The organism is Gilliamella sp. W8126, assembly GCF_016102185.1.
Classification (GTDB): Bacteria; Pseudomonadota; Gammaproteobacteria; order Enterobacterales; family Orbaceae; genus Gilliamella; species Gilliamella apis_A.
Window position 1 is genome coordinate 375,437 of the sequence record NZ_JACFPE010000002.1, and the last position, 26,177, is coordinate 401,613.

The 26,177-nt window shown below is 33.8% G+C and carries 19 protein-coding genes and 4 tRNA genes; 19 read left to right on the top strand and 4 right to left on the bottom strand.

All coding sequences use genetic code 11. The features are described from left to right. The first annotated feature begins 9 nt into the window (after window positions 1–9). From H3S74_RS05750 to H3S74_RS05765, 4 genes are all read left to right on the top strand, one after another. Window positions 10–306 carry a YfcZ/YiiS family protein gene (locus H3S74_RS05750; RefSeq protein WP_065651730.1) on the top strand — a complete coding sequence of 99 codons (297 nt, stop codon included), beginning with the start codon at window positions 10–12 and terminating at the stop codon, window positions 304–306. Window positions 307–331: 25 nt separating this feature from the next. After that, entirely contained in the window at window positions 332–775 is a 444-nt protein-coding gene (gene sixA / locus H3S74_RS05755; RefSeq protein WP_198247450.1) for a phosphohistidine phosphatase SixA, read from the top strand. Further along, the gene (gene recB, locus H3S74_RS05760; RefSeq protein WP_198247451.1) at window positions 754–4,233 is read left to right on the top strand and encodes an exodeoxyribonuclease V subunit beta; all 3,480 of its coding nucleotides are present in this window, start codon (window positions 754–756) and stop codon (window positions 4,231–4,233) included. Before sixA ends, recB begins: the two co-directional genes overlap by 22 nt. Before the next feature lie 777 nt (window positions 4,234–5,010). Beyond that, a complete protein-coding gene (locus H3S74_RS05765; RefSeq protein WP_198247452.1) occupies window positions 5,011–6,753 on the top strand; it encodes a carbohydrate porin in 1,743 nt (580 codons plus the stop codon). Between the two features lie 98 nt (window positions 6,754–6,851). Here H3S74_RS05765 and H3S74_RS05770 read toward each other — a convergent pair whose 3' ends face one another. Then, window positions 6,852–7,856, bottom strand: coding sequence for a substrate-binding domain-containing protein (locus tag H3S74_RS05770; protein ID WP_198247453.1), 1,005 nt, complete (start codon window positions 7,854–7,856; stop codon window positions 6,852–6,854). Between the two features lie 1,004 nt (window positions 7,857–8,860). Between H3S74_RS05770 and H3S74_RS05775 the strand changes: the two genes are divergently transcribed. From H3S74_RS05775 to H3S74_RS05800, 6 genes are all read left to right on the top strand, one after another. Next, entirely contained in the window at window positions 8,861–9,475 is a 615-nt protein-coding gene (locus H3S74_RS05775; RefSeq protein ID WP_110447315.1) for a TIGR04211 family SH3 domain-containing protein, read from the top strand. After that, window positions 9,476–10,573 carry a multifunctional CCA tRNA nucleotidyl transferase/2'3'-cyclic phosphodiesterase/2'nucleotidase/phosphatase gene (locus H3S74_RS05780; protein WP_198247454.1) on the top strand — a complete coding sequence of 366 codons (1,098 nt, stop codon included), beginning with the start codon at window positions 9,476–9,478 and terminating at the stop codon, window positions 10,571–10,573. It begins immediately after the preceding gene. Between the two features lie 117 nt (window positions 10,574–10,690). Further along, window positions 10,691–10,767: transfer RNA gene (locus H3S74_RS05785), tRNA-Met, on the top strand. Between the two features lie 37 nt (window positions 10,768–10,804). Beyond that, window positions 10,805–10,889: transfer RNA gene (locus H3S74_RS05790), tRNA-Leu, on the top strand. Between the two features lie 26 nt (window positions 10,890–10,915). Beyond that, a tRNA-Gln gene (locus H3S74_RS05795) sits at window positions 10,916–10,990 on the top strand. Window positions 10,991–11,121: 131 nt separating this feature from the next. Continuing rightward, window positions 11,122–11,196 (top strand) — tRNA-Gln (locus H3S74_RS05800). 251 nt (window positions 11,197–11,447) lie between these two features. Here H3S74_RS05800 and H3S74_RS05805 read toward each other — a convergent pair. The 3 genes from H3S74_RS05805 to H3S74_RS05815 form a co-directional block, all read right to left on the bottom strand. Next, window positions 11,448–12,953, bottom strand: a complete 1,506-nt coding sequence (locus H3S74_RS05805) for a hypothetical protein (protein ID WP_198247455.1) — start codon at window positions 12,951–12,953, stop codon at window positions 11,448–11,450. 235 nt (window positions 12,954–13,188) lie between these two features. Continuing rightward, window positions 13,189–13,989: a YdgH/BhsA/McbA-like domain containing protein gene (locus H3S74_RS05810; RefSeq protein ID WP_198247456.1), complete on the bottom strand. Its 801-nt coding sequence runs from the start codon at window positions 13,987–13,989 to the stop codon at window positions 13,189–13,191. Between the two features lie 300 nt (window positions 13,990–14,289). Beyond that, window positions 14,290–14,913 (bottom strand): CoA pyrophosphatase, encoded by a 624-nt coding sequence (locus H3S74_RS05815; RefSeq protein ID WP_198247457.1) that lies wholly within the window; start codon window positions 14,911–14,913, stop codon window positions 14,290–14,292. 108 nt (window positions 14,914–15,021) lie between these two features. On the opposite strand from H3S74_RS05815, the gene H3S74_RS05820 reads away from it, so the two are divergent. From H3S74_RS05820 to purH, 9 genes are all read left to right on the top strand, one after another. After that, a complete protein-coding gene (locus H3S74_RS05820) occupies window positions 15,022–17,493 on the top strand; it encodes a class I adenylate cyclase (protein ID WP_198247458.1) in 2,472 nt (823 codons plus the stop codon). 201 nt (window positions 17,494–17,694) lie between these two features. Further along, window positions 17,695–18,267, top strand: coding sequence for an RNA polymerase sigma factor RpoE (gene rpoE / locus H3S74_RS05825; RefSeq protein WP_086362192.1), 573 nt, complete (start codon window positions 17,695–17,697; stop codon window positions 18,265–18,267). Between the two features lie 35 nt (window positions 18,268–18,302). Continuing rightward, complete coding sequence (locus H3S74_RS05830) at window positions 18,303–18,863, top strand: RseA family anti-sigma factor (protein WP_110447321.1); 561 nt, start codon at window positions 18,303–18,305, stop codon at window positions 18,861–18,863. A 99-nt stretch (window positions 18,864–18,962) separates the two neighbouring features. Continuing rightward, window positions 18,963–19,871 (top strand): MucB/RseB C-terminal domain-containing protein, encoded by a 909-nt coding sequence (locus tag H3S74_RS05835; RefSeq protein ID WP_181414627.1) that lies wholly within the window; start codon window positions 18,963–18,965, stop codon window positions 19,869–19,871. A gap of 127 nt (window positions 19,872–19,998) precedes the next feature. Then, a complete protein-coding gene (gene lepA / locus H3S74_RS05840) occupies window positions 19,999–21,795 on the top strand; it encodes a translation elongation factor 4 (protein ID WP_065578602.1) in 1,797 nt (598 codons plus the stop codon). Window positions 21,796–21,815: 20 nt separating this feature from the next. Beyond that, the gene (gene lepB / locus H3S74_RS05845) at window positions 21,816–22,817 is read left to right on the top strand and encodes a signal peptidase I (protein WP_110447323.1); all 1,002 of its coding nucleotides are present in this window, start codon (window positions 21,816–21,818) and stop codon (window positions 22,815–22,817) included. 11 nt (window positions 22,818–22,828) lie between these two features. Beyond that, a complete protein-coding gene (gene rnc, locus H3S74_RS05850; protein WP_110448027.1) occupies window positions 22,829–23,503 on the top strand; it encodes a ribonuclease III in 675 nt (224 codons plus the stop codon). Continuing rightward, complete coding sequence (gene era / locus H3S74_RS05855) at window positions 23,500–24,405, top strand: GTPase Era (protein WP_198247459.1); 906 nt, start codon at window positions 23,500–23,502, stop codon at window positions 24,403–24,405. The genes rnc and era overlap by 4 nt, the downstream gene beginning before the upstream one ends. A gap of 175 nt (window positions 24,406–24,580) precedes the next feature. Beyond that, window positions 24,581–26,173 (top strand): bifunctional phosphoribosylaminoimidazolecarboxamide formyltransferase/IMP cyclohydrolase, encoded by a 1,593-nt coding sequence (gene purH / locus H3S74_RS05860; protein WP_198247460.1) that lies wholly within the window; start codon window positions 24,581–24,583, stop codon window positions 26,171–26,173. Window positions 26,174–26,177 lie beyond the last annotated feature (4 nt).

Here is a 26,177-nt window from a genome sequence, read left to right on the forward strand (position 1 = left end):
AGGTACACAATGACAGATTCTTTAAATAAATGTAAAGCTAACGAAACACCTGCATGTTGTTGCGTTGATGTAGGTACAATTATAGACAATGAAGATTGTAGTGCAGAATATGAGCATGTTTTTACATCTGAATCAGAAGCAAATGCCAAATTAGCTACATTAACTCAAGCTGCAAAAGCTGTTGAAACAGAGCCTTGTGAAATTAACAGCAGCATCGATAAAGTTGAAAATGGCTATAAATTAACAGCTAAATTTACTTTCTGCTGTGGCGCTGAATGTATGATTTTCCAATTGAAATTACGTTAATTATTCATTTATGAAAGTTTGTATTATGAGACATGGTGAGGCAGGTTTTGCTGCTTCATCTGATGCAAGTCGTACTTTAACTGATTATGGTTTAAAACAAGCCTGTCAGGCTGGACTATGGCTTAATCAACAAAATTTTAAATTTGATTTAGGGTTAGTCAGTCCTTATTTAAGAGCCCAACAGACTTTCACTAAATTATCCTCTCACTGCCGAGTTTCTCAATTCGAAACTGATAATCTTTTGGTACCTGGTGGTAGCCCTTCTCATATTGCTGATTTATTAATGACACTGCCCGATCGTGGTATCGAAAATGTGATTATTGTTTCGCATCTCCCCCTAGTTGGTTATTTGGTTAATGAGTTATGTCCAGATGTTTCACCACCAATGTTTCCTACAGCTGCTATAGCTTGTGTTGATTTATTCACCAATACGGTAGGAAAGCTAGAATGGTTTCATGTAGTGGAATAAAAAAGCTTAACTTATTTGATTTACCTTTAACTGGTCGAACGCTAATCGAAGCGTCAGCAGGAACGGGTAAAACCTATTCGCTCGCATTTATTTATCTGCGATTATTATTGGGGATTGGTAAAAACAGTTATCCCACACCTCTTGATGTTAATCAGATTTTAGTGGTGACCTTTACTAAAGCCGCTACTCAAGAACTGCGATCTCGTATCAGGCAAAATATTCAAGAATTACGATTAGGGTTGTTACAAGGTCATCATGATGATCCAATTTATCAACAATTAATTGATTTAGTTGATGATAGCAACCAAGCAATACAGAAATTAACCCAAGCACAACAATCAATGGATGATGCGGCGATTTATACGATTCATGGTTTTTGTCAACGTATATTGACTAGTCATGCTTTCGAATCAGGTGTACTGTTTGAACAAACATTGATAACTGATGAACAAGATCTAAAGTTACAAGTTGTGCAAGATTTTTGGCGTCACTACTTTGTTCCTCTCGACAAAGCATTAGCCTACCTGATTCTTGACTATTGGCAGGATCCAGAAAGATTGCTATCCGATATCAGACCTTATTTAAATTTTGAATTTGATGAGCAGCAAGAAGAACATATTGATATCAGTGGCAAGATTCAGCAATTTTATCAAAAATATTTTCAGCAGATCAGTCTGATCAAAAAACAGTGGTTAGATTCAATTGCCGATCTGCCAGAAATAATTGCGCAATCAGGCGTTAATAAACAATCCTATAGTAGCCGTAATTTACCTAATTGGTTGGCTAAAGTTACTGCCTGGGCGCAGATGCCAATCCGTTCATTTAAACTGCCTAGTGAGTTAACTAAATTTAGTCAGTCGATTTTAATTGAAAAAACTAAGCAAGGTAAAAATCCTCCGACTCATGCCGTTTTTGAGAGTATTGAAGCGCTATGTAATAGTTCTATTGATTTACGCGGCGAAGTTCTAATGGATATCGTTAAAGTCATTCAAAAGCGTATTTATATTCAGAAGATCAAACGTGGTGAAATGAGTTTTGATGATCTCTTAAGCCAGTTGAACCGAGCTCTACGTGCTAGAAATGGTAATCGATTAGCAGAGAGTATTGCGAAAAAATACTGTGTAGCGCTAATTGATGAATTTCAAGATACCGATCCGGTGCAGTATAAAATTTTTGATCGTATCTATAATCGTTATCCGAAAGAGACTGGGTTACTGTTTATTGGTGATCCTAAACAAGCGATTTATAGCTTCCGTGGTGCAGATATTTTTACATATCTAAAAGCAAAATCATCAACCGGTGAAAATAATTTTACTATGCAGGTCAACCATCGTTCTTCATCATCGATGGTGAATGCGGTTAATGCATTGTTTAATCATCATGATAATCCGTTTATTTTTGAAAATATTCCATTTTTACCAATGGAAAGTGCCGAACGTAATCAACAAAAAGGTTTAATTATCAATAATCAAGAGGTTAATGCTTTAGCGGCATACTTATTACCTGATGAAGTTAGCTCAAAAACGGATTATCAAGAACATATCGCTAACTGTTGTGCTAAGCAGATTGTGACGTGGTTGATGGATCCGACCATTTTATTGAAGGATAAAGATGGTCAACGACCAATTACAACTGCTGATATTGCCATTTTAGTCCGTACCGGATACGAAGCTGAGATTATCCAACAAAAGTTAACCAGTGTTGGAGTTAAAAGCGTTTATTTATCTAATCGGAGTAGTGTCTTTCTGGCTAAAGAAGCACAGGAGGTCCTGTGTTTATTACAAGCAGTGCTTATGCCAGAAAACGAATCGGCTCTACGCTTAGCTTTAATGACGACACTGTTGGGTCAAACCATGACTGAACTTGAGCAAATAACCGACGATCAAGATATATGGGAAGGTTTGATAGAGGAGTTTAAACAGTATCAGATTATCTGGCAATATTATGGTGTGTTAGTCATGTTGCGCCGGATGATGAAAAAACGTCAGTTAGCTGAAAATATATTAGCTAGCCCAAATGGTGAACGTACTTTAACTAATTTGATGCATCTAGGCGAGCTATTGCAAGAAGCGGCCGACGAACTTGATAGTCCACATGCTTTGGTTCGTTGGTTATCAAGACAAATTGTCAGTCCTGATGCAAATTTAGAAAATCATGAGCAACGATTAGAAAGTGATGAAAATTTAGTAAAAATTATTACTATTCATAAATCTAAAGGTTTAGAGTTTCCTATTGTTTGGTTACCATTTGCAGCTCAATTTCGAAATTCAGATAGTCAGTTTTATCATGACAAAAATAATGACTATCAACCAACTTATGCTTGGCTATTAACCGATGAAATAAAACAACAGATTGAAGATGAACGTTTAGCCGAAGATTTACGTTTACTTTATGTTGCTATGACACGTTCAATCTTTCATTGTAGCGTTGGTTTGGCATCATTAAAAAACAGTCAGTCTGCGATTGATTATTTATTAAAAAGTGACTTACGTTCAATTGCTAAATTTGCTGATTTGGTTGAATTACAATTACCTATTTTAGGTGAGCTGTATAATGCTGAATTAGCTGCCAATCTTTCACTTACCGCCAATGTATTTAAACGTAAATTATCTAATAGTTGGCGTGTAACCAGTTATACAGAATTACAAAAACATAATAATATGGTTGGTCTTAATTCAACTATGCTTAGTGATTGGCGTGAAAATAATCTTGAATCCTCCGATTCATTATCAACTGAAGAGCAATATGATATCCATCATTTTCCAAAAGGTGCATATGTGGGTACATTATTGCATTCCATTATGGAAAATTTAACGCCAACTAATGCCGATGATTTGTGCGCTAGTACGATTAAAAAATTGAGTTTACCACCACATTGGTTAACAGTGCTAAGTGATTGGTTGCAACACGTTTTAGCAACGAAACTAAATAAAAAACAAGATCAAGATGGGCCGTTATTAGCCGATGTTTTAAATAGCCAATGTATTAATGAGTTACAATTTTATTTTCCCATTCGTAGTGCAGTGACCAGTAAGCAATTAGATAGTTTATGTAAAGAGTATGATGATTTATCCAAACAATGTCCTTCATTAGATTTTGAAACTGTACAAGGTATGCTAAAAGGATTTATCGATTTAGTGTTTGAGTATCAGGGTAAATATTATATTGTTGATTATAAATCAAATTGGTTAGGTGACGGGGTAGAGGCTTATACCGAGTCAGCATTAAATCAAGTTATGTGTGAGCATCGTTATGAGCTGCAGTATCAAATTTATTGTTTAGCCCTGCATCGATTTTTACGAAGCCGTTTAGCTGATTATCGATATGAAACTCATTTTGGTGGTATTTATTATCTATTTTTACGGGGACTTCCTAAACAAGGGATATTTTATCATCGACCAAAGCAACAGTTTATAGAAAAACTCGATAAGTTATTTGATGGGATAGATTTAACTTAAATAACGAGGCACAAATATTTGTGATTTTGCGATATCTGGACAACAAAATCGTGTTGGTTTTATCGTTAACTATCTATTTATTATGATGATTTTTTTAGTCAGTACCTATTCACTTTTATCATTTGATTGGTAACCGCCAATACGATAATGCATACTTATTTTCAATTATTGTAATATGGCCATTAAGTTAGTAGTTGCTGAGAATTTTTACATGCCTAAACAAATCACTTTTAGATAAAATCATACGCACAAATAAATATTGTTGTTCATTGTTCTTCCTGCTTGCTATCAATTTTTCTATCGTGATCATTTTTTTGATGAAAATACTGATAAATAATCTTTATTTTTGTCTGTTGACCATTTCAGCAATAATCAAATTATTAGATTGTCTTTTCAATAGTTCGTCGTTTAACAATTGTTAATTAATATTATGATTTTACTTGCTAAGCATAAATATTTGTTTGCTAAAAAATAGTTTTACCAATATTTTTTGTAATCGATTACATTAAATTTTATTTAAAAATGTTATAAAAAACAATGAACTTTGACAGAAGTAAAATATTAATGTGACAATTGTCACATTCCAGAGATTTATTTGTTAAATGATCAAGTTTATTGGTTATAGTAAATAAGCTTATTTAATAAGCGTTGGATTGCTACCGTAGCAGTATAACGGGCAAAACCTAAAGCATAGATTATTAATCTACGCTTTAGGTTTTTTTTTGTCTCAATTTTCTGAGACTTCTTTAATCTCTATTAAATAATGAGTAGAAAAAAATGAAATATTTAACTAAAGCAGTATTAAAAGTAAAACCTAAACGAATTGTTTTAATTACTTTACTTGGCTTGTGCTATATACCGAACTCTTTTGCTACTACTCAAGATGAGTTAGAGGCTAGAATATCAATGTTAGAGCAAAAATTATTAGCACTATCTCAAGAGTCAATAGATTTAAAAAAACAAGTTATTGAATCGAATAAACAACTCGCACAATTGAATAAAAATATTCAACAACAACAGGTTGTAATTAATAATCAACAGAAAGCATTGAAAAAACAGAGTGTTGCTGTAGCAAATGTTCAAAACAATGCCGATTCTAAAGTTGTTACACAACATCAGCCCGCACTCGATAATCAAATTGTGTTAATTAATGACGCCAAAGCAAACGGTAGTAAAGACGAGTCAACAGCAACTAAAACAATTAAAAATGCCTATACCCTTTCTGAGTTTAAAGATTTTATCAAAGATGAAATTGGTTTTTCATTTAATGGTTATTTCCGTGGTGGTTGGTCTACTTCAAAAAATGGCAAACCAAAAAATTATGCTGAAGGGGCCCTAGGTAGATTTGGTAATGAGTATGGTGGTTGGTATGATTTGGTATTCAAACAGAAGGTGTATGATGAAGATGGTCATAGGGTTGATGCCATTGTTATGATTGATGGTAATGTAGCTACGAATAAGGCCGCTGGTTTGTTTAATACCCAAGATGATAATATCATGCAGTTTTCTGATATCTATTTATCGACTAAAGGATTTATCCCTGGTTTTCCTGATGCAAATTTATGGGTAGGTAAACATTCACTTCCATATAATGAAATTCAAATGTTGGATTGGAAAACGCAAAAAACCCCTGCAGGTGGGGGAATTGGTATTGAAGGTTTAGATGTAGGCGTTGGTAAACTTGATTTAGCTTTAGTAAGAGCTGACGTTAATGTCAAACAAACTAAAAAAAACGAGGTTGTTGAGAACGGTAAAACTGAAATAAAAGAAGTCACTAAGCGTGAAGAAGTCGATTTAAATGAAGTAGAGTTTCGCTATCGAGATATTCCTTTATGGCAAGATACAACCTTGGCGATTAATGGCCGTTACTCGGCACCAAATAAATCGAAAATCCAGGATAGTGTTAGTGTCAAAAATGCTTGGTTAGGTAGTTTTGTTCTAAGACAAAATAATTTCTTTGGCGGATTTAATCAATTAACCTTACAAACTGCAACTAATTCAGTGGCTTCTCAATTAGCTAATATTAATACTAATAACCCTGAATTTGCAGCTAATTCTGATAACGATTATATTGGTACACATACTGGCGGTAAGGCTTATCGTTTAGTATCTGAAGGTGAGGCTTATTTAGCTGATAAAGTCATAGTCGCTCACGCTTTAGCACTTACAACAGGTAACGATGTCTATTCGTATGATTTGAGTTCAGCTCATACCGATTTTACTAGTTTCAAATCGGCAATCAGACCTGCTTATATTTGGGATACTTACAATCAAAGTGGTGTCGAGTTAGGTTACTTTAAACAAAAAAATAAAGTTAAAGGTAAAAATTATACTGAAGAAGGTGTCAAAACAACACTCTTCCATTCGTTTAAAGTGGGTGAGAGCATTTTAACTTCAAGACCTGATATTCGTTTTTATGTTTCTTATATAGAATCAATGCAAAATGAAATTAGTAAATTTGACTTTAATGGCAAAGAAAACCAAATTAGCTTTGGTGTGCAAACCGAAGTTTGGTTTTAGATAATCTTGTCAGGGTGAAATATAATATTAATGTCGAAAACGATAATTATAGGTTTTCGACATTTTCTAAGAGATTTGTTAGCTTTAAACTTAATATATTAGCCGATATTGTTAACTGAGTATCGCTTTGTTAACGTTGGAATAAATACATTAATTAAGTTCGTCGGAGGCGGCTCTCCTTTTGCTAATCGTAATGCAAGTTCAGCAGCTTGTTCGGCCATTGTGTGTAGTGGATAACGAATGGTTGTTAGCTTAGGATGTAGATACCGAGCAATTAAAAGATCATCAAAGCCAATAATTGAAACATCATTCGGAATTTTTATATCATTATCATATAATACTGACATAGCCCCAGCTGCCATTGAATCATTGTAACAGGCAATTGCCGTAATTTGTCGATTTCGTTCTAAAAGAGACATCATGGCTTGTTCTCCACCTTCTTCATTAGGCGAAGCGAAGGCAATAAAGTTATCATTAATATCAATATTATGTTCGATTAATGCATCTTTATAGCCCTGCAATCTATCTATTGCATCAGATATGCTATGTTTAGAACTTAAATATCCAATGTTGGTATGACCATGCTGAATTAAATGTTTAACTGCTAGGTATGAGCCATAACGACTATCAAGCGCAATACAGCGTTTTTCAAAACCTTTTAATATCCGATTAATTAGAACCATACCAGGTATTTGTTGCATTAATTTTATTAATTGATCATCGGGTAACATTTTTGCATGCACAACTAAAGAAGAACAACGATGTTCTATAAGATTGGTTATAGCTCTATATTCTTGCTGTTTATTATGATATCCATTACCAATCAGCAAAAAATGGCCGTTTTTCGCTGCAACTTTTTCAACAGTACTAATCATTGCGCCAGAAAATGGATCGGATAGGTCTGCTACCACGATGCCAATAGTATTAGAGTTTTGTTGGGATAACGCTCGGGCGTTAGCATCAGGATAATAATTTAATTTTTCCATGGCTTTTTTTACTGTTTCACGAGTTTTATCACTTACATTGTCAGCGTTATTAATCACCCGTGATACCGTTGCAACGGAAACCTTTGCTAGCTTTGCAACATCTTTTATTGTCGCCATAAAAAATCCTTTTAACTTTTTAACTCATTGCCAATATAGAGTTTTTAGATTATCGATTGGTTAGAATAAATAGCTCGTCAATTGGCGGAAAACCTAAGATTCAAATATTTCGATTATATTTGCTATTGATACAACCTGTAATATTCTGAATATCTACTTAACTGGTTATAATAGAACAAAATTTTTAGTTTGCCAATAAGCTCATTTTTATATGAATCGTTTCAGTAAAAAAATATTAATGTAGCAGATTGAGAATATTAAGTTGTAAAATTTAATGGAAAAATTACACACCTTAGTTTGTTATTACTCCTATTAACATGGTGTAACTAGGTTTAGTTCTAGTAATAGTAAATAAATATTCATTAACCAATGGTGTTGGATAATAGATTGCATAGCATAATTATTGATTATTAAATCGATATTTTGCTGAGTTTTAAAATTTTTATCTGATGTAGTTCATTAGTAATCATATTAGTAATGCTAATTTAGCTCTCAACGAATCAGTTGTTTATGTAAATTTAGCAATGATAAATATGTAAATACTTTTTGCTGCCAATTTGTTACATGATAATTTTATATTACAAGACTGCTATCAAGCTTTAATTAGATGCTCTCCCATTTAAGAAAGAGCTTATTTTAATGTTAATTGATAAATCCCGTACAGTTACTATCAGTACAATTATCACATGGATATTTATTGTAATGTAATCGATTACATTATGAGTAATAAATAGCATAGGTTTGACTGGTTAAAATGCTCCATATATCTAGGTTATTTAAGATAGATATATTTATAATTATTTTTCTAATATTAATATTATGATTTTTAATTGATTGATATCATTAAGTTGTTCTTTTTTATTCATATAGTGAATCGATATATTCGATTTTATTCGTTTATTAATAAAGAGTTAAACTTCACAAATTTTTATTACAAATGGTTGTGCGAAAAGCCTACATTTTGTGTTATTATGTTTTTATTATGGGTAAAATTTTAAAATATCATGAAAAAACAGAATATTATTACTTTACTTTCTTTTATTGCTGTAGCTTTTAGTGCCAATGCTGTTGATAAATATGTTACTGAAAATGTTGATATTTATCTACGTCGTGGCCCAGGTTCACAATATGCCTATTCAAACGCAGTTAAAGCCGGTCAAAAAGTAATTGAACTTGAAAAAAGTGCTGATGGCAAATATACAAGGATACAGCTTTCTAATGGTAATTCAGCTTGGATTGAGTCTAATAAATTAAAAGATCAACCTAGTTTTAAAGAACTTGTGCCATCATTAGAAGCACAACTCGCTGAGTATAAAGATAAAGTTGATAATGCAGAAAAAAATCAACAAAATGCCATCCGAGATTATGCGGAAAAACTACAAAAAGCTGAACAAACGATTGAAAGCCTACAAGCTAAGAATAATGAGTTAGAACAACTTAATAAACAGCAAGATATGAAGCTTGAGTCTATGTTAAATCAAGTTGATGATAAGCGCCGTGATCTGATTGTAACTTGGTTTACTTATGGTGGCTTAGTTGCTGGTGGTGGTTTCCTTCTAGGTCTTATTTTGCCGGCTATTATGCCTGGTCGTCGTAAAAAAGATCGTTGGATGCGTTAAATGAGTAAAATCTATCTTGTTGGTGGTTCAGTTAGAGATAGATTGCTACATCTCCCTGTTGTTGATCGAGATTGGGTTGTGGTTGGTGCAACCCCAGATGAACTTCTGGCATTAGGTTACCAACAAGTTGGTAAAGATTTTCCTGTTTTTTTACACCCTAAAACTAAAGAAGAGTATGCTTTGGCTCGAACAGAGCGGAAATCAGGTAAAGGCTATACAGGCTTTATATGTGACTTTAGTAAAGATATTACTTTAGAGCAAGATCTTATTCGACGAGATCTTACTATAAATGCGATTGCCATGGATCAAGAAGGCAATATTGTCGATCCTTATCATGGTGTTAATGATATTAAGCTTAAATTATTACGCCATGTTTCTCCTGCGTTCAGAGAAGATCCGCTACGAATTTTACGTGTGGCTCGTTTTGCTGCCCGTTATCACCATTTAGGTTTTAGAATCGTTGCTGAAACGAGTAATTTAATGAAAGAGATGGTCTCTGCAGGTGAAATAAATACCCTTACAGCAGAAAGAGTATGGAAAGAGACTGAAAAGGCGCTAGCGACTGAGGATCCTCAAGTTTATTTTCAAGTATTGGAACAATGTGGTGCTTTAGCGTTATTATTTCCATCTCTCAAACTTTCCAGCGCTATTACTGATGCATTAAAAAAATCGACTTTATTGACTGATGATTTGACTGTGCGCTTTGCAGTCTTGTGTAGTGAGTTTGCATCCAAAACTGAGCTAGAAAAGCTTTGTTTACAAATTAAAGCCCCCAATCAATATACGAAATTAGCAATTATGGTACAGCAATTTCACAATAGTGTTGCTAATGTGACACAGTTAACTGCGGAACAAATTATCGAATTGTTCAATAAAATAGATGTATGGCGCAATCCAGCCCATCTTAATCAATTGATAATTGCTAGCCAATCTTATGCTAAAAAGGAATTATTTCCTCAAGCTCAATACCTTGAACAAGCATATAAATTAGCTCTAGCTGTCGATGTTCAAAATATTATTGCCGAAGGTTATACTGGAAAGTTAATTCATAATGAGTTACAAAAAAGGCGAATTGAAGTGTTATTAAACGGTATTTGATTGCATCTTAATCAATCGTCACTTTTTTTTAAAATATCTAAAAAAAAGGGTTGACGATTTGCCGTAACACAAGCATAATGCGCCTCGCAGTGTTGGTTATGACGTTGCGAATGAAATGGCTACGTAGCTCAGCTGGTTAGAGCACATCACTCATAATGATGGGGTCACAGGTTCGAATCCCGTCGTAGCCACCATTAAGGTTAGTTTGTATTTTTACCGAAAGTATACAGTGCGGGTGTGGCGAAATTGGTAGACGCACCAGATTTAGGTTCTGGCGCCGCAAGGTGTGTGAGTTCAAGTCTCTCCACCCGCACCATTTTAATCTTAATGTCTATCCTTTATTGGGGTATAGCCAAGCGGTAAGGCAGCGGGTTTTGATCCCGCCACGCCCAGGTTCGAATCCTGGTACCCCAGCCATTCCAATCTGCTCATATTTTTATATCTGACTTTTTAGTCTATTTTTTATATTGGAACTTTGCCACTATAATCAATTCTATAAAAATATGCGGAATTAGTAGATTTACTAGATATCTAATCTCCATTCATATTGGGGTATAGCCAAGCGGTAAGGCAGCGGGTTTTGATCCCGCCATGCCCAGGTTCGAATCCTGGTACCCCAGCCATTTAATTTTCAAACATTATCTATGTATCACTTTTTTGAGTGAATTAATAATCATCTTTGAAAAATTAGCCACTATTTATTTTTTGATTAAGTTTACTTGTCTTATTTAGTATATAAATGAAGAGTTGCTTTTAACAGTAAATACTAAAGTAGATTATCTGCTTTTTAAAAGCTAAATTAGAATTATTCTAACTATAATAAGAATAAAAATTGCGCTATACCTTCTTATAACGCAATTTATGAATGTATTTTCTATTTCAGCACACAAACAAAATATAATTCATTATCTTTTAACTGCCATTCAATAGCGCCTTTTGTTGCACCTACTGCATATTGGTTATTACTATCTCTTTCGTCCGAAGTCCAATATAAACGTCCTTTAGGGAAATGGTTGCCGGGATAGGTGTGATGATAATAGTTTTCTTCGTTAGTTACATCACCCCATTCAGCTAAAAGATTGTTTCCAACCCGACGATAATAGTGATTTGTTGTAATAGCTAGACAATTATCTGAGTTATTATCAGACTGGCAAGCACCACCACTCGTTATAAGACTTTGGTCACTATTGGTTAAATCTTCAATAGATGGAATGATATAGTTTCCCTGACAAATACTTCTACGTTGATTATAAGGATAAAAATCTTGGCTGGGTGCGGAAAACCATTTCTTAATAGTAAACGAATAAATATCTTCACCGTTGGATTTTATAGAAAATGTAGGATTTGCTTCAGTGGCTTCTCCTAGCAATTTGACTTGAACAGCCGTGTTAGCTAGGTGGCTATCTACATCATTATCACTAATTTTTTTTATCTCTACATTTACTCCCTTTGAACTATTTGATGATGTTATTGTCGATAAATCAAATGGTACGCCAGCTATAAACATGAGAAATCGTGCTTGATCAAACCCTGTATTTGGAAAACCACCAGAACTGACTTTATTAACGAAACCAGAATCAACTATGTATTGATTGTTATCGCCCCAAGTTAAATGGGCCCAGTCGCCAGTATAATCTCTATTTTCGAAAGGAAATGAGTTTACAATTGATGGTCGATTGGCACAAACGGTAGGTTTGATCGCATTGTAAATCAAAAAATCACTCTTGGGCGTAGAATAAATTGTATAATTTGGTATGCCATATTCAGAGACTAAAGCGATGGTGCCTGAAATTCTGATATACGGATTCCACCCCAACCGTGCTAGTTCACAAAAGGTTCTATCTCTATCTGGTTCCAATAATAAATAAGATATATTGGCTGCTCGATAGAACCAATCTATTTTAAAACCGTCATCAGGTGGGGTTATTTTGGCTATAACATCGCCGTCATCATCAGAGACATTCTGGCTATCAATTGGATTAGTAGGTGAAAATGGCATTATTATAGGTTCAAAACCATAATCAGACTTTAACATCGTTAACAATTGATTGGGTGTGGTGGTATTAGGATCAACCTGAGGGAAATTTATGGATTTTATTGTGTCATTTAAACTATTCAATTCAGCGTTTATTGTAGTTTGTAATTTTACTCCAAAATAGTGAAAGTTTTGTTGATTATATTCTCGAGATCCATTTATGCCTATCGCATCTGGGTTAATAAAATAGGGGGCGGAACCATGAATAACTGCTACTGTTTTTGCATCCAAAGCCAAAGCTAAATCGTTCATTAAAAACAGTGAAATTAAAAAGAATATGATAAATCGTGTTAACCATGGAAATTGAGAAAACAGAATAAATTTAAATCCTTTCAATAACATCATCTTACCTTACCTTTTAATTCTTAAATTTAAATAAAAAAGATACATTTATTGTGTTTAAATTATGCTGATACTTATTACTACAAACTTAGATCGTAAAAAGCTTAATTCTTGGATAAAAATGTTTTTCTTATGAATTGCAATATTAGGTCGAGCTTGAAACTGAAAGTTTAGTTACGTAAAAAATCCATGTGTAAAAATATGATATTTAACACATGGATAATTATGTAGTGGATTGTTATTTATATAAATTTACATAAACTGTTTGAGCGGTATCGGCACGATTAGCAGAGACTTCTTTAACATAATAGAAATGAGCATCATTAGCGATAGCATATTTTTGTGCAGCAGCACTAATTTCGCTAGTATTATTAAATGTGCCATGGAACACAATAGTTTGATAAGGTTTCATTACTTTGAAAGCATCACTAGTGATTTCATAAGCATCTTGACCTGCAATTGCTTTAGAGATAATAAAGTCACGGACAGGTGCATCTTTTTTATATAAAGCAACATCGATTTCCTGCTCATTATTTTTAACATCATCGGCAGTAATTGAATACACATAAAATGCATAAGCATTTTTTTCAACAGCTATTTTACTTGCTGAATCCATTATTTCAGATGTGTTGTTGTAGCTACCTTTGAATTTGACTATTTCAAATGGTAAATAATAAAGAGCTTTAGATCGTGGATAAAGCACAATGCCGTTATGGGTAGCTTCATCTTTGCTTACAGCAATTGGTGCATTTGATAAATAAATATCAGCATAAACAATAGCACGATCGGTTGAAGTTCCAGTAGCTGGTTGTTCAATACCAGTGATATGATAATATTTTGCTCCAGCTTCATCAGCAGCTTTAGATATATCATCTGCTGCATTTTGTGCTTGTAAATAGCTACCAGTTACTGAAATTTCTTTGTAAGGAATGAGGTTATTACTTTCTTCAGCTGTTAATGGTAATGCCGCATAAGTATTGGCAACAGGTAGAGATAATAGTAAAGCTAATGCAATAGATGATTTATTAAAACGTTTCATAATAATGTCCTTCATATTTATGTTATAAAAATTAAAAAACAATTTGTAACGCTTATTCTATGAGGGTATTGCATGAGAGTTTTTTAAACAAGAATAACGCTCTCGAAATAATTTTTTTACTAATTCTTTCAGACAGCTAGATAAAACAGGGTAGAAATGATAGAAATGAGAAATAACCGATTAATAGTATATATTAATCAAAATATTTGTGTAGGTACCACTTGGTTTTTTTTGAAAAAATTTTTCTTAAAGCATTTTATGTTAAAGTCAAAACTGAATCATATTTAATTTAGCTGTAATTTATAACTGGGCATTACATTTGATGGTTCTTATAAAACTATTAATAATTTGTGCAGTTAATCCCCAAATAACAAAATTTTCATATTGATAAAAATAAACATCATGTTGCGACTTTTGTTGCCAATTTGCTGTTCGATTAGGTACTAATTCAAATGGAAAATTGTCGTCAGGTTTAAAACCAACTAACATAGTGGCTTGTTTCGGTTGATGGTTAATAAACCATTCAAGTGGAACCGTAAAAACAGATTCAACTTCATCTTGATTAAGTAGCAAATTATCTAAAGATTCAATTTTTGCGACAAATGGATAAATCATCATCCCTAACGAAGCAATAAATTTCGGTAATTGTCCTAAAATAGTTATTTGATCAATAGTAATGCCTAACTCTTCAAAGGTTTCACGTTTAGCTGTATATTCAGGGTTATCATCAGTTGCTTCAACGCGACCACCAGGAAAGCAAATATCACCGGGTTGCCATTTAAGTTTCTTTGAACGTACTTGAAAGAGTAGGTGTAATTGATTTTCGATAGTTATAATTGGGATTAAAACAGCAGCTTTATTGATAGTATGAAATTGGTTTTTGGTTTTTTTTAAAGATTGTGATATTTTTTTTATTGTGGTCATAATATTTATTTCGTTTTATTTTTAGATTTACATTCTTTTTACGTTATAATATAAACTTATTGGAGAAATTGTTCGTCAATAGTACATCTGTTTCACCTGAATCATACTATGCAATACGATATTAATAACATAAAAAAAGAACTTGATGATCTTGCTATTCTGAAACATGAGCGAGCTCGAAGTGGAATGCCTTTGGAATTCCAACGAGTTTTTTCATTGTTACCAGTGCTTTTTCATTTTCATCATCCAGATCTTCCAGGTTATCTAAATATAGATACGCCATCAGGTATTGCATACTATCAACCTTCAAACGAGATTATTGAACAACTACAACATTGTTTCAATTTTAATAACACTACACAGAAAAAATATTCTGATATATCTGCACTATATTCAATGGGTAGTACTTGCTCTATAGGACAGGCAGTTACCTCGGATCTTGATATATGGGTTTGTATCGAAAATAATTTATCTACAGTTAAAAAGCAAGCTTTAATAACAAAGTGTCGATTGATTGAAGAGTGGGCTGAAAAACTTGGTGTAAAACTTACTTTATTTGTCGTTGATGTCGATCGATTTATCAACCAACATCATGAATGTTTGATGGGTGAAAACTGTGGTTCAGCACAACATATTTTATTGCTTGAAGAGTTCTATCGTTCGGCCAATCTTTTAGCTGGTAAACGACTGCTATGGTTTGCAGTTCCAGCTGATTTTACAATTAATGATGTTACTTACCCAACTTATGAAACATGTGTTCAAGCATTGGTGGTTGCTAATATAATCAAACGTGAAGAATGGATCGATTTTGGACCACTTACAGGATTGTCTGCAGAAGAGTATTTTGGTGCAAGTTTATGGCAACTCTATAAAAGTATCGATTCACCATTTAAAGCTGTATTAAAAACATTACTACTTGAAGTTTATTCTTCAATCTATCCTGAAAATAGACCAATTGCTTATGAAATGCGCGAGTATATTCAAAAAGGTGAAATTCACGTTCATCATTATCTTGATTCATACTCTATGTTGTTAGATCGAATTTCCAATTATCTAATTGAAATTAGAGATTTTCAACGTCTTGAGTTGGTAAGACATTGCTTTTATTTAAAAGTAAATGAAAAATTATCAGATAATGATCAACCATCATCATGGCGTCGTAAAATATTACATGAATTAGTTCAACAATGGGGATGGAAGCATAAGTTATTGGTAAAATTGGACGCCAGTAAAACATGGAAAATAGAACAAGTACGTGAAATACACGAAATAATGCTCCACACAATGATGACAGGTTATCGTAATTTACTCAATTTTGGGCGTCGTAATAACTTAGATTCACTTATTAGCCCACAAGATTTGGCCATATTGACTCGTAAATTATATGCCTCTTTTGAAGTTTTACCGGGTAAAATTTCAACATTAAAACTTAATATTTCGGATAATCTGCAAGAAGAGGTATTAACTTTTATTCATGTCAAAGAAGATCGTATTAATCGAGCCGGTTGGTATGTTTATAATCAAACACCTAAACTAAATTCTATTATCGGTCATCAATACTTAGAATATAGTAAATACTTAGTCAAATTAGTTGGTTGGTGTTACTTTAATGGTTTAATTTCTGATTCAACCAATTTTTATTATTACGATGGTGATGAACGAGAAAATCAAAGAATAACCAAGATCATCGAAGATCTGAAAAATTATTTTCCGATAGATGTACCTACCGCAACTGAGGAACAGTTATATGGGCCTTGTGAAATACGCCATTTAGCTATTATCTTGAATTTAGAAGATGATCCAACTATTAATTTAGAACTTGAGGATGAAATTAGTACTAATGTTTTAAATTATGGCAAGCAAGAATTAAGTTTGGTTGGTTCTATCGATTTACTTTATCGTAACTCATGGAATGAGATTCGGGTGTTACATTTTAGCGGTTCTTTATGTGTACTTGAAGCTATAAAAGCATTACTGAATCGTATGCATAAAGATGCTGATTTACCTAACTCAGTCGAAATTTTCTGTTATAGTAAACATCTTAGTCATGAAATCCGTAAACAAATGAAAAAACTGATGGATGACTGTGTTGATTTACGATTAACTACTACTAAAAATAACTTAACTCAAGTCAAACCACTTAGAATAGATGGTGCTTCATGGTATCTATTTTTTGAACGATTTGGCGTTTCATTTCATCAGTTTGAAAATGCTATTGATTTTTATGGAGCGGTATCGAATAATAAGGTTCAAGGTAGGCCGTTAAATATCTTAGATGAAAGCAATGAATTACCTAAAGAGATAGATAGCGTCGCTTATGAAGGTATTATTCAATTCTTCTTTGAAGATACCACTTCAGGATTTGACTTATATATTTTAAATGAACATAATCAAATAGAAATATACCGTAATTGTAATGGTACTAAAGAAAATATGGTTAAAGATATCAATGATTTTTATGTATTATCTGATGACCGTTTTACTTTCACTACCAGTAGCTCAGTTAATTTTAATTTACCGCAATTTTATCAGATCACATATAATGATGCGGGTGAGCGTGAAATCTTCTTATTGAATTAATTATCTAAAAAAATTTATCCAAAAATTTAATAAAATCATTATCTTTTAGTATATAAATAATTAAAAATGAAAATGATTGATTAAAAAAATGAAATTTCTATTAAAATAATGGGAACTTTTTTTAAATTTACGAATCTAACTGTTAGAGTGCACAGTTTTGGGCCAACTAATAGTTATTAACATAATAAGGAATGGCCTTTAATGGGGGAGCAAATAACAGACCAAGTTTTAGTTGATCGCGTTTTAAACGGAGATAAAAATGCGTTTAATTTACTTGTTGTTCGTTATCAAAATAAGCTAGCTCATTTGGTATCACGTTACGTTTTACCTTCTGAGGTCCCTGATGTTGTGCAAGAAACCTTTATCAAAGCTTATCGTTCGTTAAGTTCTTTTAAGGGTGAAAGTATTTTTTATACTTGGTTGTACCGAATTGCGGTTAATACAGCAAAAAATTATTTAATTTCGCAAGGTCGACGACCGCCATCTTCGGATATTGATGCTAGTGAAGCTGAAAGTTATGAAGGTGCCGACTCATTGAGAGATGTCGATAACCCAGAAAGTTTAGTTCTTTCTAAAGAAGTTGAAAAAGTTGTATTTGATGCAATTGAAGCATTACCTGATGATTTGAGAACAGCTATCACATTACGTGAAATTGACGGTCTAAGTTATGAGGAAATTGCCGAAATTATGGGAACACCGGTTGGAACAGTTAGATCACGTATTTTTAGAGCTCGTGATGCTATTGATGAAAAAATTAAACCTTTAATTGGTTAAATAAATTAAGTAGCAAGACATTTAAGGTATCTACTATGCAAATAGAACAGAAACAGCAACTTTCATTATTAATGGATGGTGAATTAACAGATCAACACGTTGTTGAGATGGTTAGCCATAATGAAAGTTTGCAATCCTGCTGGCATCGTTATCATATTGTAAGAGACGCAATGCGAGGAGAATTGCACGGTAGTTCATTAACATTAGATATTACTAATCAAGTTGCTATGGCGATTGCTGATGATGATTTATATCCACAATTAACTGAGCAACCATCTCAAAGTGAGATTTTAATTCCAAAAGCCGAAAATCTATTCTGGATTCGAATGAAAGATATTATGGCTAAAGTTAGTCAAGTTGGATTAGCTGCTTGCGTTACATTAGCTATTATTGCTGGAGTCCAATATCATCAAGGTCAATCAGATGAAGTTAGTGGTGCGCCTACGCTAAATACTATCCCTATGGGAGTAAACGTTGCGCCTGTTGGTGGTATACAACAACATAATGATCAACAACTTCTTGAAAAAAGACAATATGATAAGATTAGGTTGTTGGTTCAAGATTATGAATTACAAAAAAGGTTAAATGCCCGTTAACTTAAAATGAATTTTCTTTATTCTTTGATAACACTTAAGCTGAAACAGAGTAACAATTTTATTATTACTCTGTTTTTTATATTTTTCTCCGCATCAGTTATGGCTGAAGAAACACATGATGCACTGAGTTTACTCAATAAAATGACCAAAGCGGTGCAGACACGAGATTATCAAATTCATTTTGTTGCCCAAGATAAAGATCAATATGCAACTACTTTTGAATATAATCATTTAGGTGCTGATAAGAAAGAGAATATTAATGCTCAACTACTTTATCTTGAAGGTCCAGCTAAAGAGATTATTTTACATAATAATACTACTAGTTATTTTCAACCAGATAGTCCTTCTTTTTCGATTTCAAGTTCCCGCATTACAGAAGCTTTTCCTGACGTTGTTTATAATGATTTTAATTCATTAGCTAATATTTATGATTTTATTTTATTAGGAAAAGCTAGAACGGCTAACCGAGGCGCTCAATTAGTCAAAATTATTGCTAAAGATAAAGATCGTTACAGTTATGTTATATGGATCGATGATGAAAATTTTTTACCTCTACGCATTGATTTACTAGATGAAGATAATGATATTGTTAATCAATTAAAAGTGGTTGATCTCGATAAAGACTTTGATGCAAAAAAATTTAAAAATTATATTGATAATCGAACCTACCCAATTTTATTATCAATTGAAAAACAAAATAATCTTCTTGATGCTTGGCATTTAGCATGGTTACCTAAAGGGTTTAAAGAAATAGCTGCTTATAATGTAAATTTTTATAGCTCTGATATAGCAACTAAGCTGTTTTCTGATGGTGTGTTTTCATTTACTGTAAATGTTTCTTTAGAGCAGGCCAGTCAATTAAATCAGATTATACAGCAAGGTGGCCGAACGATTTTCTCAACTAACATGGGTAATAAAAATATTATAATTATTGGCAATTTACCACAAGTGACAATAGAAAAAATTGCACAAAATATTGTTGAGAAATCATCGGAAAACTCTCGATAACACTATGCTTACTCACTATTAATGTGTAGAATGTCTGCTTTCAAATTCGTGATTATTTGACTTGTTATTTATAGCCAATAACATTAATGATAATTAACAGTACATAACTAAAATATAACTTATTGATATGAATAAAAATATCCGCAATTTTTCAATTATTGCTCATATTGACCATGGTAAATCAACGCTTTCTGATCGTATTATCCAAATTTGTGGTGGACTTTCTGATCGCGAAATGGAAGCTCAAGTTCTAGACTCGATGGATTTGGAACGTGAACGAGGGATTACGATTAAAGCTCAAAGTGTTACTTTAGATTTTCATGCTAAAGATGGCCAAACATATCAGCTGAATTTTATTGATACTCCTGGACATGTTGACTTCTCTTATGAAGTATCACGCTCGTTAGCTGCATGCGAAGGAGCATTATTGGTAGTCGATGCTGGACAAGGTGTTGAAGCGCAAACACTTGCCAATTGTTATACGGCACTCGATATGGATCTAGAAGTCGTGCCAGTACTTAATAAGATCGATTTACCTGCGGCTGAACCTGAACGAGTGGCAGAAGAGATTGAAGACATTGTTGGTATAGATGCTAGCAATGCAGTCAGATGTTCAGCGAAAACCGGTGTTGGAGTAGTTGATGTACTTGAACAACTTGTTCATGATATTCCTGCACCCGAAGGTGATTCCAATGCACCATTACAAGCGCTAATTATTGACTCATGGTTTGATAACTACCTAGGTGTTGTATCACTAATTCGTATTAAAAATGGTGAACTGCGCAAAGGTGAGAAAATCAAAGTTATGAGTACCGGAATGACTTATAATGTTGATCGTTTAGGTATCTTTACACCAAAACAAGTTGATAAAGACTGTTTACATTGCGGTGAAGTAGGTTGGGTGGTTTGTGCTATTAAAGATATCTTAGGTGCACCAGTCGGTGATACCTTAACATCAGCTAGAGCACCTGCTGAGAAAGCATTACCAGGTTTTAAGAAAGTTAAACCACAAGTCTATGCAGGTTTGTTTCCAACTAGCTCAGATGATTACGAAGCATTTCGTGATGCATTAGGTAAATTAAGCCTTAACGATGCTTCACTTTTTTATGAACCAGAAAATTCAGGTGCATTAGGATTTGGTTTTCGTTGTGGTTTTCTTGGCTTGTTGCATATGGAAATCATTCAAGAACGATTAGAGCGCGAATATAACCTTGATCTTATTACAACAGCTCCAACGGTAGTTTATGAGGTTTTAACCACTCAAAATGAAATCATTTATGTTGATAGCCCTGCTAAACTACCGGCCGTAAACAATATTCAAGAACTGCGTGAGCCGATAGCTGAATGTAATATTTTAGTACCACAAACTTACTTAGGTAATGTAATAACATTATGTGCTGAAAAACGTGGTGTACAAGTTAATATGGTTTATCATGGCAATCAAGTTGCATTAACTTACGAAATACCAATGACCGAAGTTGTGTTGGATTTCTTTGATAAACTTAAGTCGACTTCACGTGGTTATGCTTCCTTAGATTATAGTTTTAAACGTTTCCAAGTTGCTGACATGGTAAGACTTGATGTATTGATTAATGGTGAACGAGTTGATGCATTGGCACTTATCACGCACAAAGATAATGCACCTTACCGTGGCCGAGAATTAGTGGAAAAGATGAAAGATCTTATTCCTCGTCAACAGTTTGATATAGCAATTCAAGCGGCAATTGGTAATCATGTAATAGCACGTTCTACAGTAAAACAATTACGCAAAAACGTATTAGCCAAATGTTATGGCGGTGACGTTAGTCGTAAAAAGAAACTTTTACAGAAGCAAAAAGAGGGTAAAAAACGCATGAAGCAAGTAGGTAATGTTGAACTGCCTCAAGAAGCGTTTTTAGCAATTTTGCATGTAGGAAAAGATTAATCAGTTAAAGAGGAAAACAAATGGCTGGAACATTTGCCATCATATTAACACTAGCAACCTTTATTACCGCAATCTTCTGGTTTTTAGAAAAATTTAGATGGAAACCAGCTAGACAACGTAAAGTAGAAGAAGTGCGTAAAGCCCATAATGGTGAGGTTGATGGGCGAATCCTTGCTGAGGTTGGAAAACCAAAAGGTTGGGTAGAAAGCTTAGCATCTTTTTTTCCGGTTTTATTCGTAGTTTTTGTTATTCGTTCATTTATCTATGAACCCTTTCAAATTCCTTCAGGGTCAATGATGCAAACTTTATTAATTGGTGATTTTATTGCTGTAGAAAAATTTTCTTATGGCTTAAAAAATCCAATTAACAATAAAGTACTAATTGCTACAGGAAAACCCCAAAGAGGTGACGTTGCTGTATTTAAGCACCCTAACATACCGCAAATGGATCTAATTAAACGTGTGGTTGGTTTACCTGGTGATAAGATTGTTTATTTGGTTAATGAAAAGAAAATAGTTATTTATCCTGCGTGTCAAACAGCGGATAATAATTGTGTTGGTCAACGATCTGAACCATTAGATTTGCACTATACTCAACCACAACCAAGTAATTGGAAACAAGTACACGAAAAAGATAAATCTAACCCAAGTTTTTATACCTTGGAACAATATAAGGACAAAGGTATTGTTGATTCTCAATCCATGAGAACGTTTGATATAAAAATTCAACAAGAAACCTTGGGTAACAAGTCGCATGATATTTTAACCACGTCAGGAATAGAGGAAGATCCGAGTTATTATTATCATCAAAAAGGTCAACCGGTTGCTACTTGGGTAGTACCACAAGGTAATTACTTTATGATGGGTGACAATCGTGATAATAGTGGTGATAGCCGATATTTTGGTTTTGTTCCCGAAGAAAACTTTGTTGGTCGTGCAACCGCCATTTGGATTAGTTTTGAAAAACAACCTGATGAATGGCCTACAGGAATTCGATTCAGCCGTATCGGTGGGATCCACTAACTGTGATAACTATGAAAAATTTGAATCAAATACAACAATCGATTGGTTATCATTTTAATGATACATCTTTACTGCAACTCGCACTAACTCATCGCAGTGCGAATAAAATGCACAATGAGCGGCTAGAGTTTTTAGGTGATTCAATCCTTAGTTTTGTTATTGCTGATGAACTTTATCATCGATTTAGCAAGCAAGATGAAGGTGATCTTAGCCAAATGAGAGCAAGTTTAGTTTGTGGTCAAACTCTTGCTGAAATGGGTAAAGCGTTTAAATTAGGTGATTACCTTATCTTAGGTCAAGGCGAATTAAAAAGTGGTGGTTATCGCCGTGAGTCGATTATTTCTGATGCCGTGGAAGCTATCATCGGTGCTGTTTATTTAGATAGTAATATTGAAAATATTCGTCAGTTAATTTTAGCTTGGTATACAACACGTTTAAACGAAATTAAACCGGGCATTAAGCAAAAAGATGCTAAAACACGATTACAGGAATATTTGCAAGGTATTCGACATGAACGACCATGCTATTTAATTCTTGAAGTTACTGGTGATAATCATGAGCAAGAGTTTCTCATTCAATGTAAAATTGACAATGATGATCATCAATATTTAGGACGAGGTTTAAGCCGTCGTAAGGCTGAACAAGCCGCAGCTCAAGAAGCACTAAACCAATTAGGTATAAAATGACAGAATCAAAACAACATTGTGGATTTGTTGCCATCGTCGGTAGACCGAATGTCGGCAAATCAACTTTATTAAATCAACTACTTGGCCAAAAAGTATCAATAACTTCACGCAAGGCACAAACTACACGCCACCGTATTGTAGGTATTGATACTCAAGGTGATGATCAGATTATCTATATTGATACTCCCGGTCTTCATATTGAAGAAAAAAGAGCAATTAACCGTTTAATGAATCGTGCTGCTAGCAGTTCAATTGGCGATGTTGAATTGGTTATCTTTGTTGTTGAAGGCACACACTGGACTGATGATGATGAAATGGTTGCAGGCAAACTTAAAGATTGTAAGGCACCCGTATTACTGGTGATCAATAAAATTGACAATGTTACGGACAAAACCCAGCTTTTGCCTCATATTCAAGAAATCAGCCAAAAGATCAACTTTTTGGATGTTGTGCCTATTAGTGCTGAAAAAGGCGAAGGCGTTGATATCATCAAAGACATTGTAAAAAAACATTTACCTGTTGGTGAACATCATTTCCCAGAAGATTTTATTACTGATCGTTCACAACGGTTTATGGCATCAGAAATCATCCGTGAAAAATTGATGCGCTTTTTAGGTGATGAATTACCTTATTCTGTCACGGTTGAAATAGAACAATTTAAAGTCGATGAACGTACAGGCATGTACCGTATCAATGGTTTAATTTTGGTTGAACGTGATGGTCAAAAGAAAATGGTCATTGGTAATAAAGGTGAAAAAATCAAAAAAATTGGCATAGAAGCACGTAAAGATATGCAATTATTTTTTGATAATAAAGTTCATTTAGAATTATGGGTAAAAGTTAAAGCCGGTTGGGCTGATGATGAGCGAGCACTTCGAAGCTTAGGCTATAGTGACGATTAATCCAAATTCTTTTGTATAAAAATCAGGCAAGATTTTGCCTGATGATTACTTTCTAATTTATTAACTCCTGTTCCGATTTATTTTTCAAAAGTTAATGCTAAACATCTACTCTGGTTTTATATATAATAGCCTTTCACTGACTTGGATTTAGAATTTTTAATTTCGGAGCTTTTTCATGCAGCAGTTTCGTCCTATCCGTCGTGCTCTACTTAGTGTTTCTGATAAAACAGGAATTATTGAATTTGCCAAAGCCTTATCAGAGCGTAATGTAGAACTCCTTTCCACTGGTGGTACCGCCAAACTATTAATTGACAACCATATTCCTGTTACAGAAGTATCTAATTATACTGGTTTTCCTGAAATGATGGATGGTCGAGTTAAAACCTTACATCCTAAAATACATGGTGGTATTTTAGGTCGTCGGGGTGTTGATGATGACATCATGCAACAACACCAGATCGATCCAATTGATATGGTTGTTGTGAACTTATACCCTTTTGCAAAAACTGTTGCTGATCCAAATTGTAGTTTAGAAGATGCGATAGAAAATATCGATATTGGTGGGCCAACCATGGTACGTTCTGCAGCTAAAAATAATAAAGATGTTGCGATTGTGGTTGATTGTCAGGATTATAACACAATCATTGATATGTTGGATAATCAACAAAATTGCCTCTCCTTTAAATATCGTTTTAGTCTAGCAATAAAAGCTTTTGAACATACAGCTCAATATGACGGCATGATTGCTAACTATTTTGGTAAACTTGTCCCACCATATTATGGTGATACTGATAAGCCTGCTGGAGAGTTTCCTCGAACTTTAAATCTGCAGTTTATTAAAAAACAAGATATGCGATATGGTGAAAATGTTCATCAACAAGCTGCGTTTTATGTTGAAGAACAGCTTGAGCAAGCCTCTATTGCAACCGCTAAACAGCTACAAGGTAAAGAATTATCCTATAATAATATTGCCGATACTGATGCTGCATTGGAATGTGTAAAATCCTTTGATGAACCAGCTTGCGTAATTGTTAAACACGCCAACCCATGTGGTGTTGCAGTGAGTGATAACATTTTAACTGCATATTTAAATGCTTTTAAAACTGACCCAACCTCTGCATTTGGTGGCATTATTGCTTTTAATCGCCCTTTAGATGCTAAGACCGCCCAAACTATTGTCGATAAACAATTTGTTGAAGTGATTATTGCACCTTCAATTGACCAAGAAGCATTAGCTATCACACAAACTAAAAAGAATGTTCGTGTACTTGAATGTGGTAGTTGGTCGAGTAATTCTACAACTAGTTTAGATTTTAAACGTGTTAATGGTGGGATTCTTGTACAAGAAAAAGATTTAGGTATGGTTACTAAAGATCAGTTAAAAGTTGTTACCAAACGCCAACCAACTGAAAAAGAACTATCCGATGCGCTATTTTGTTGGAAGGTAGCAAAATTTGTTAAATCTAACGCCATTGTTTATGCCAAAGATAATATGACAATTGGTATTGGTGCAGGGCAAATGAGCCGTGTTTATTCAGCGAAAATTGCCGGCATCAAAGCAAAAGATGAAAACCTAGAAGTTGCTGGTTCGGTAGTTGCTTCTGATGCTTTCTTTCCATTTAGAGATGGCGTAGATGCAGCCGCTGCGGTGGGCGTTACTTGCGTTATTCAACCGGGTGGATCGATTCGTGATGATGAAGTGATTCAAGCCGCAAACGAGCATAATATTGCGATGATTTTTACCAATATGCGTCATTTTAGGCATTAATCTT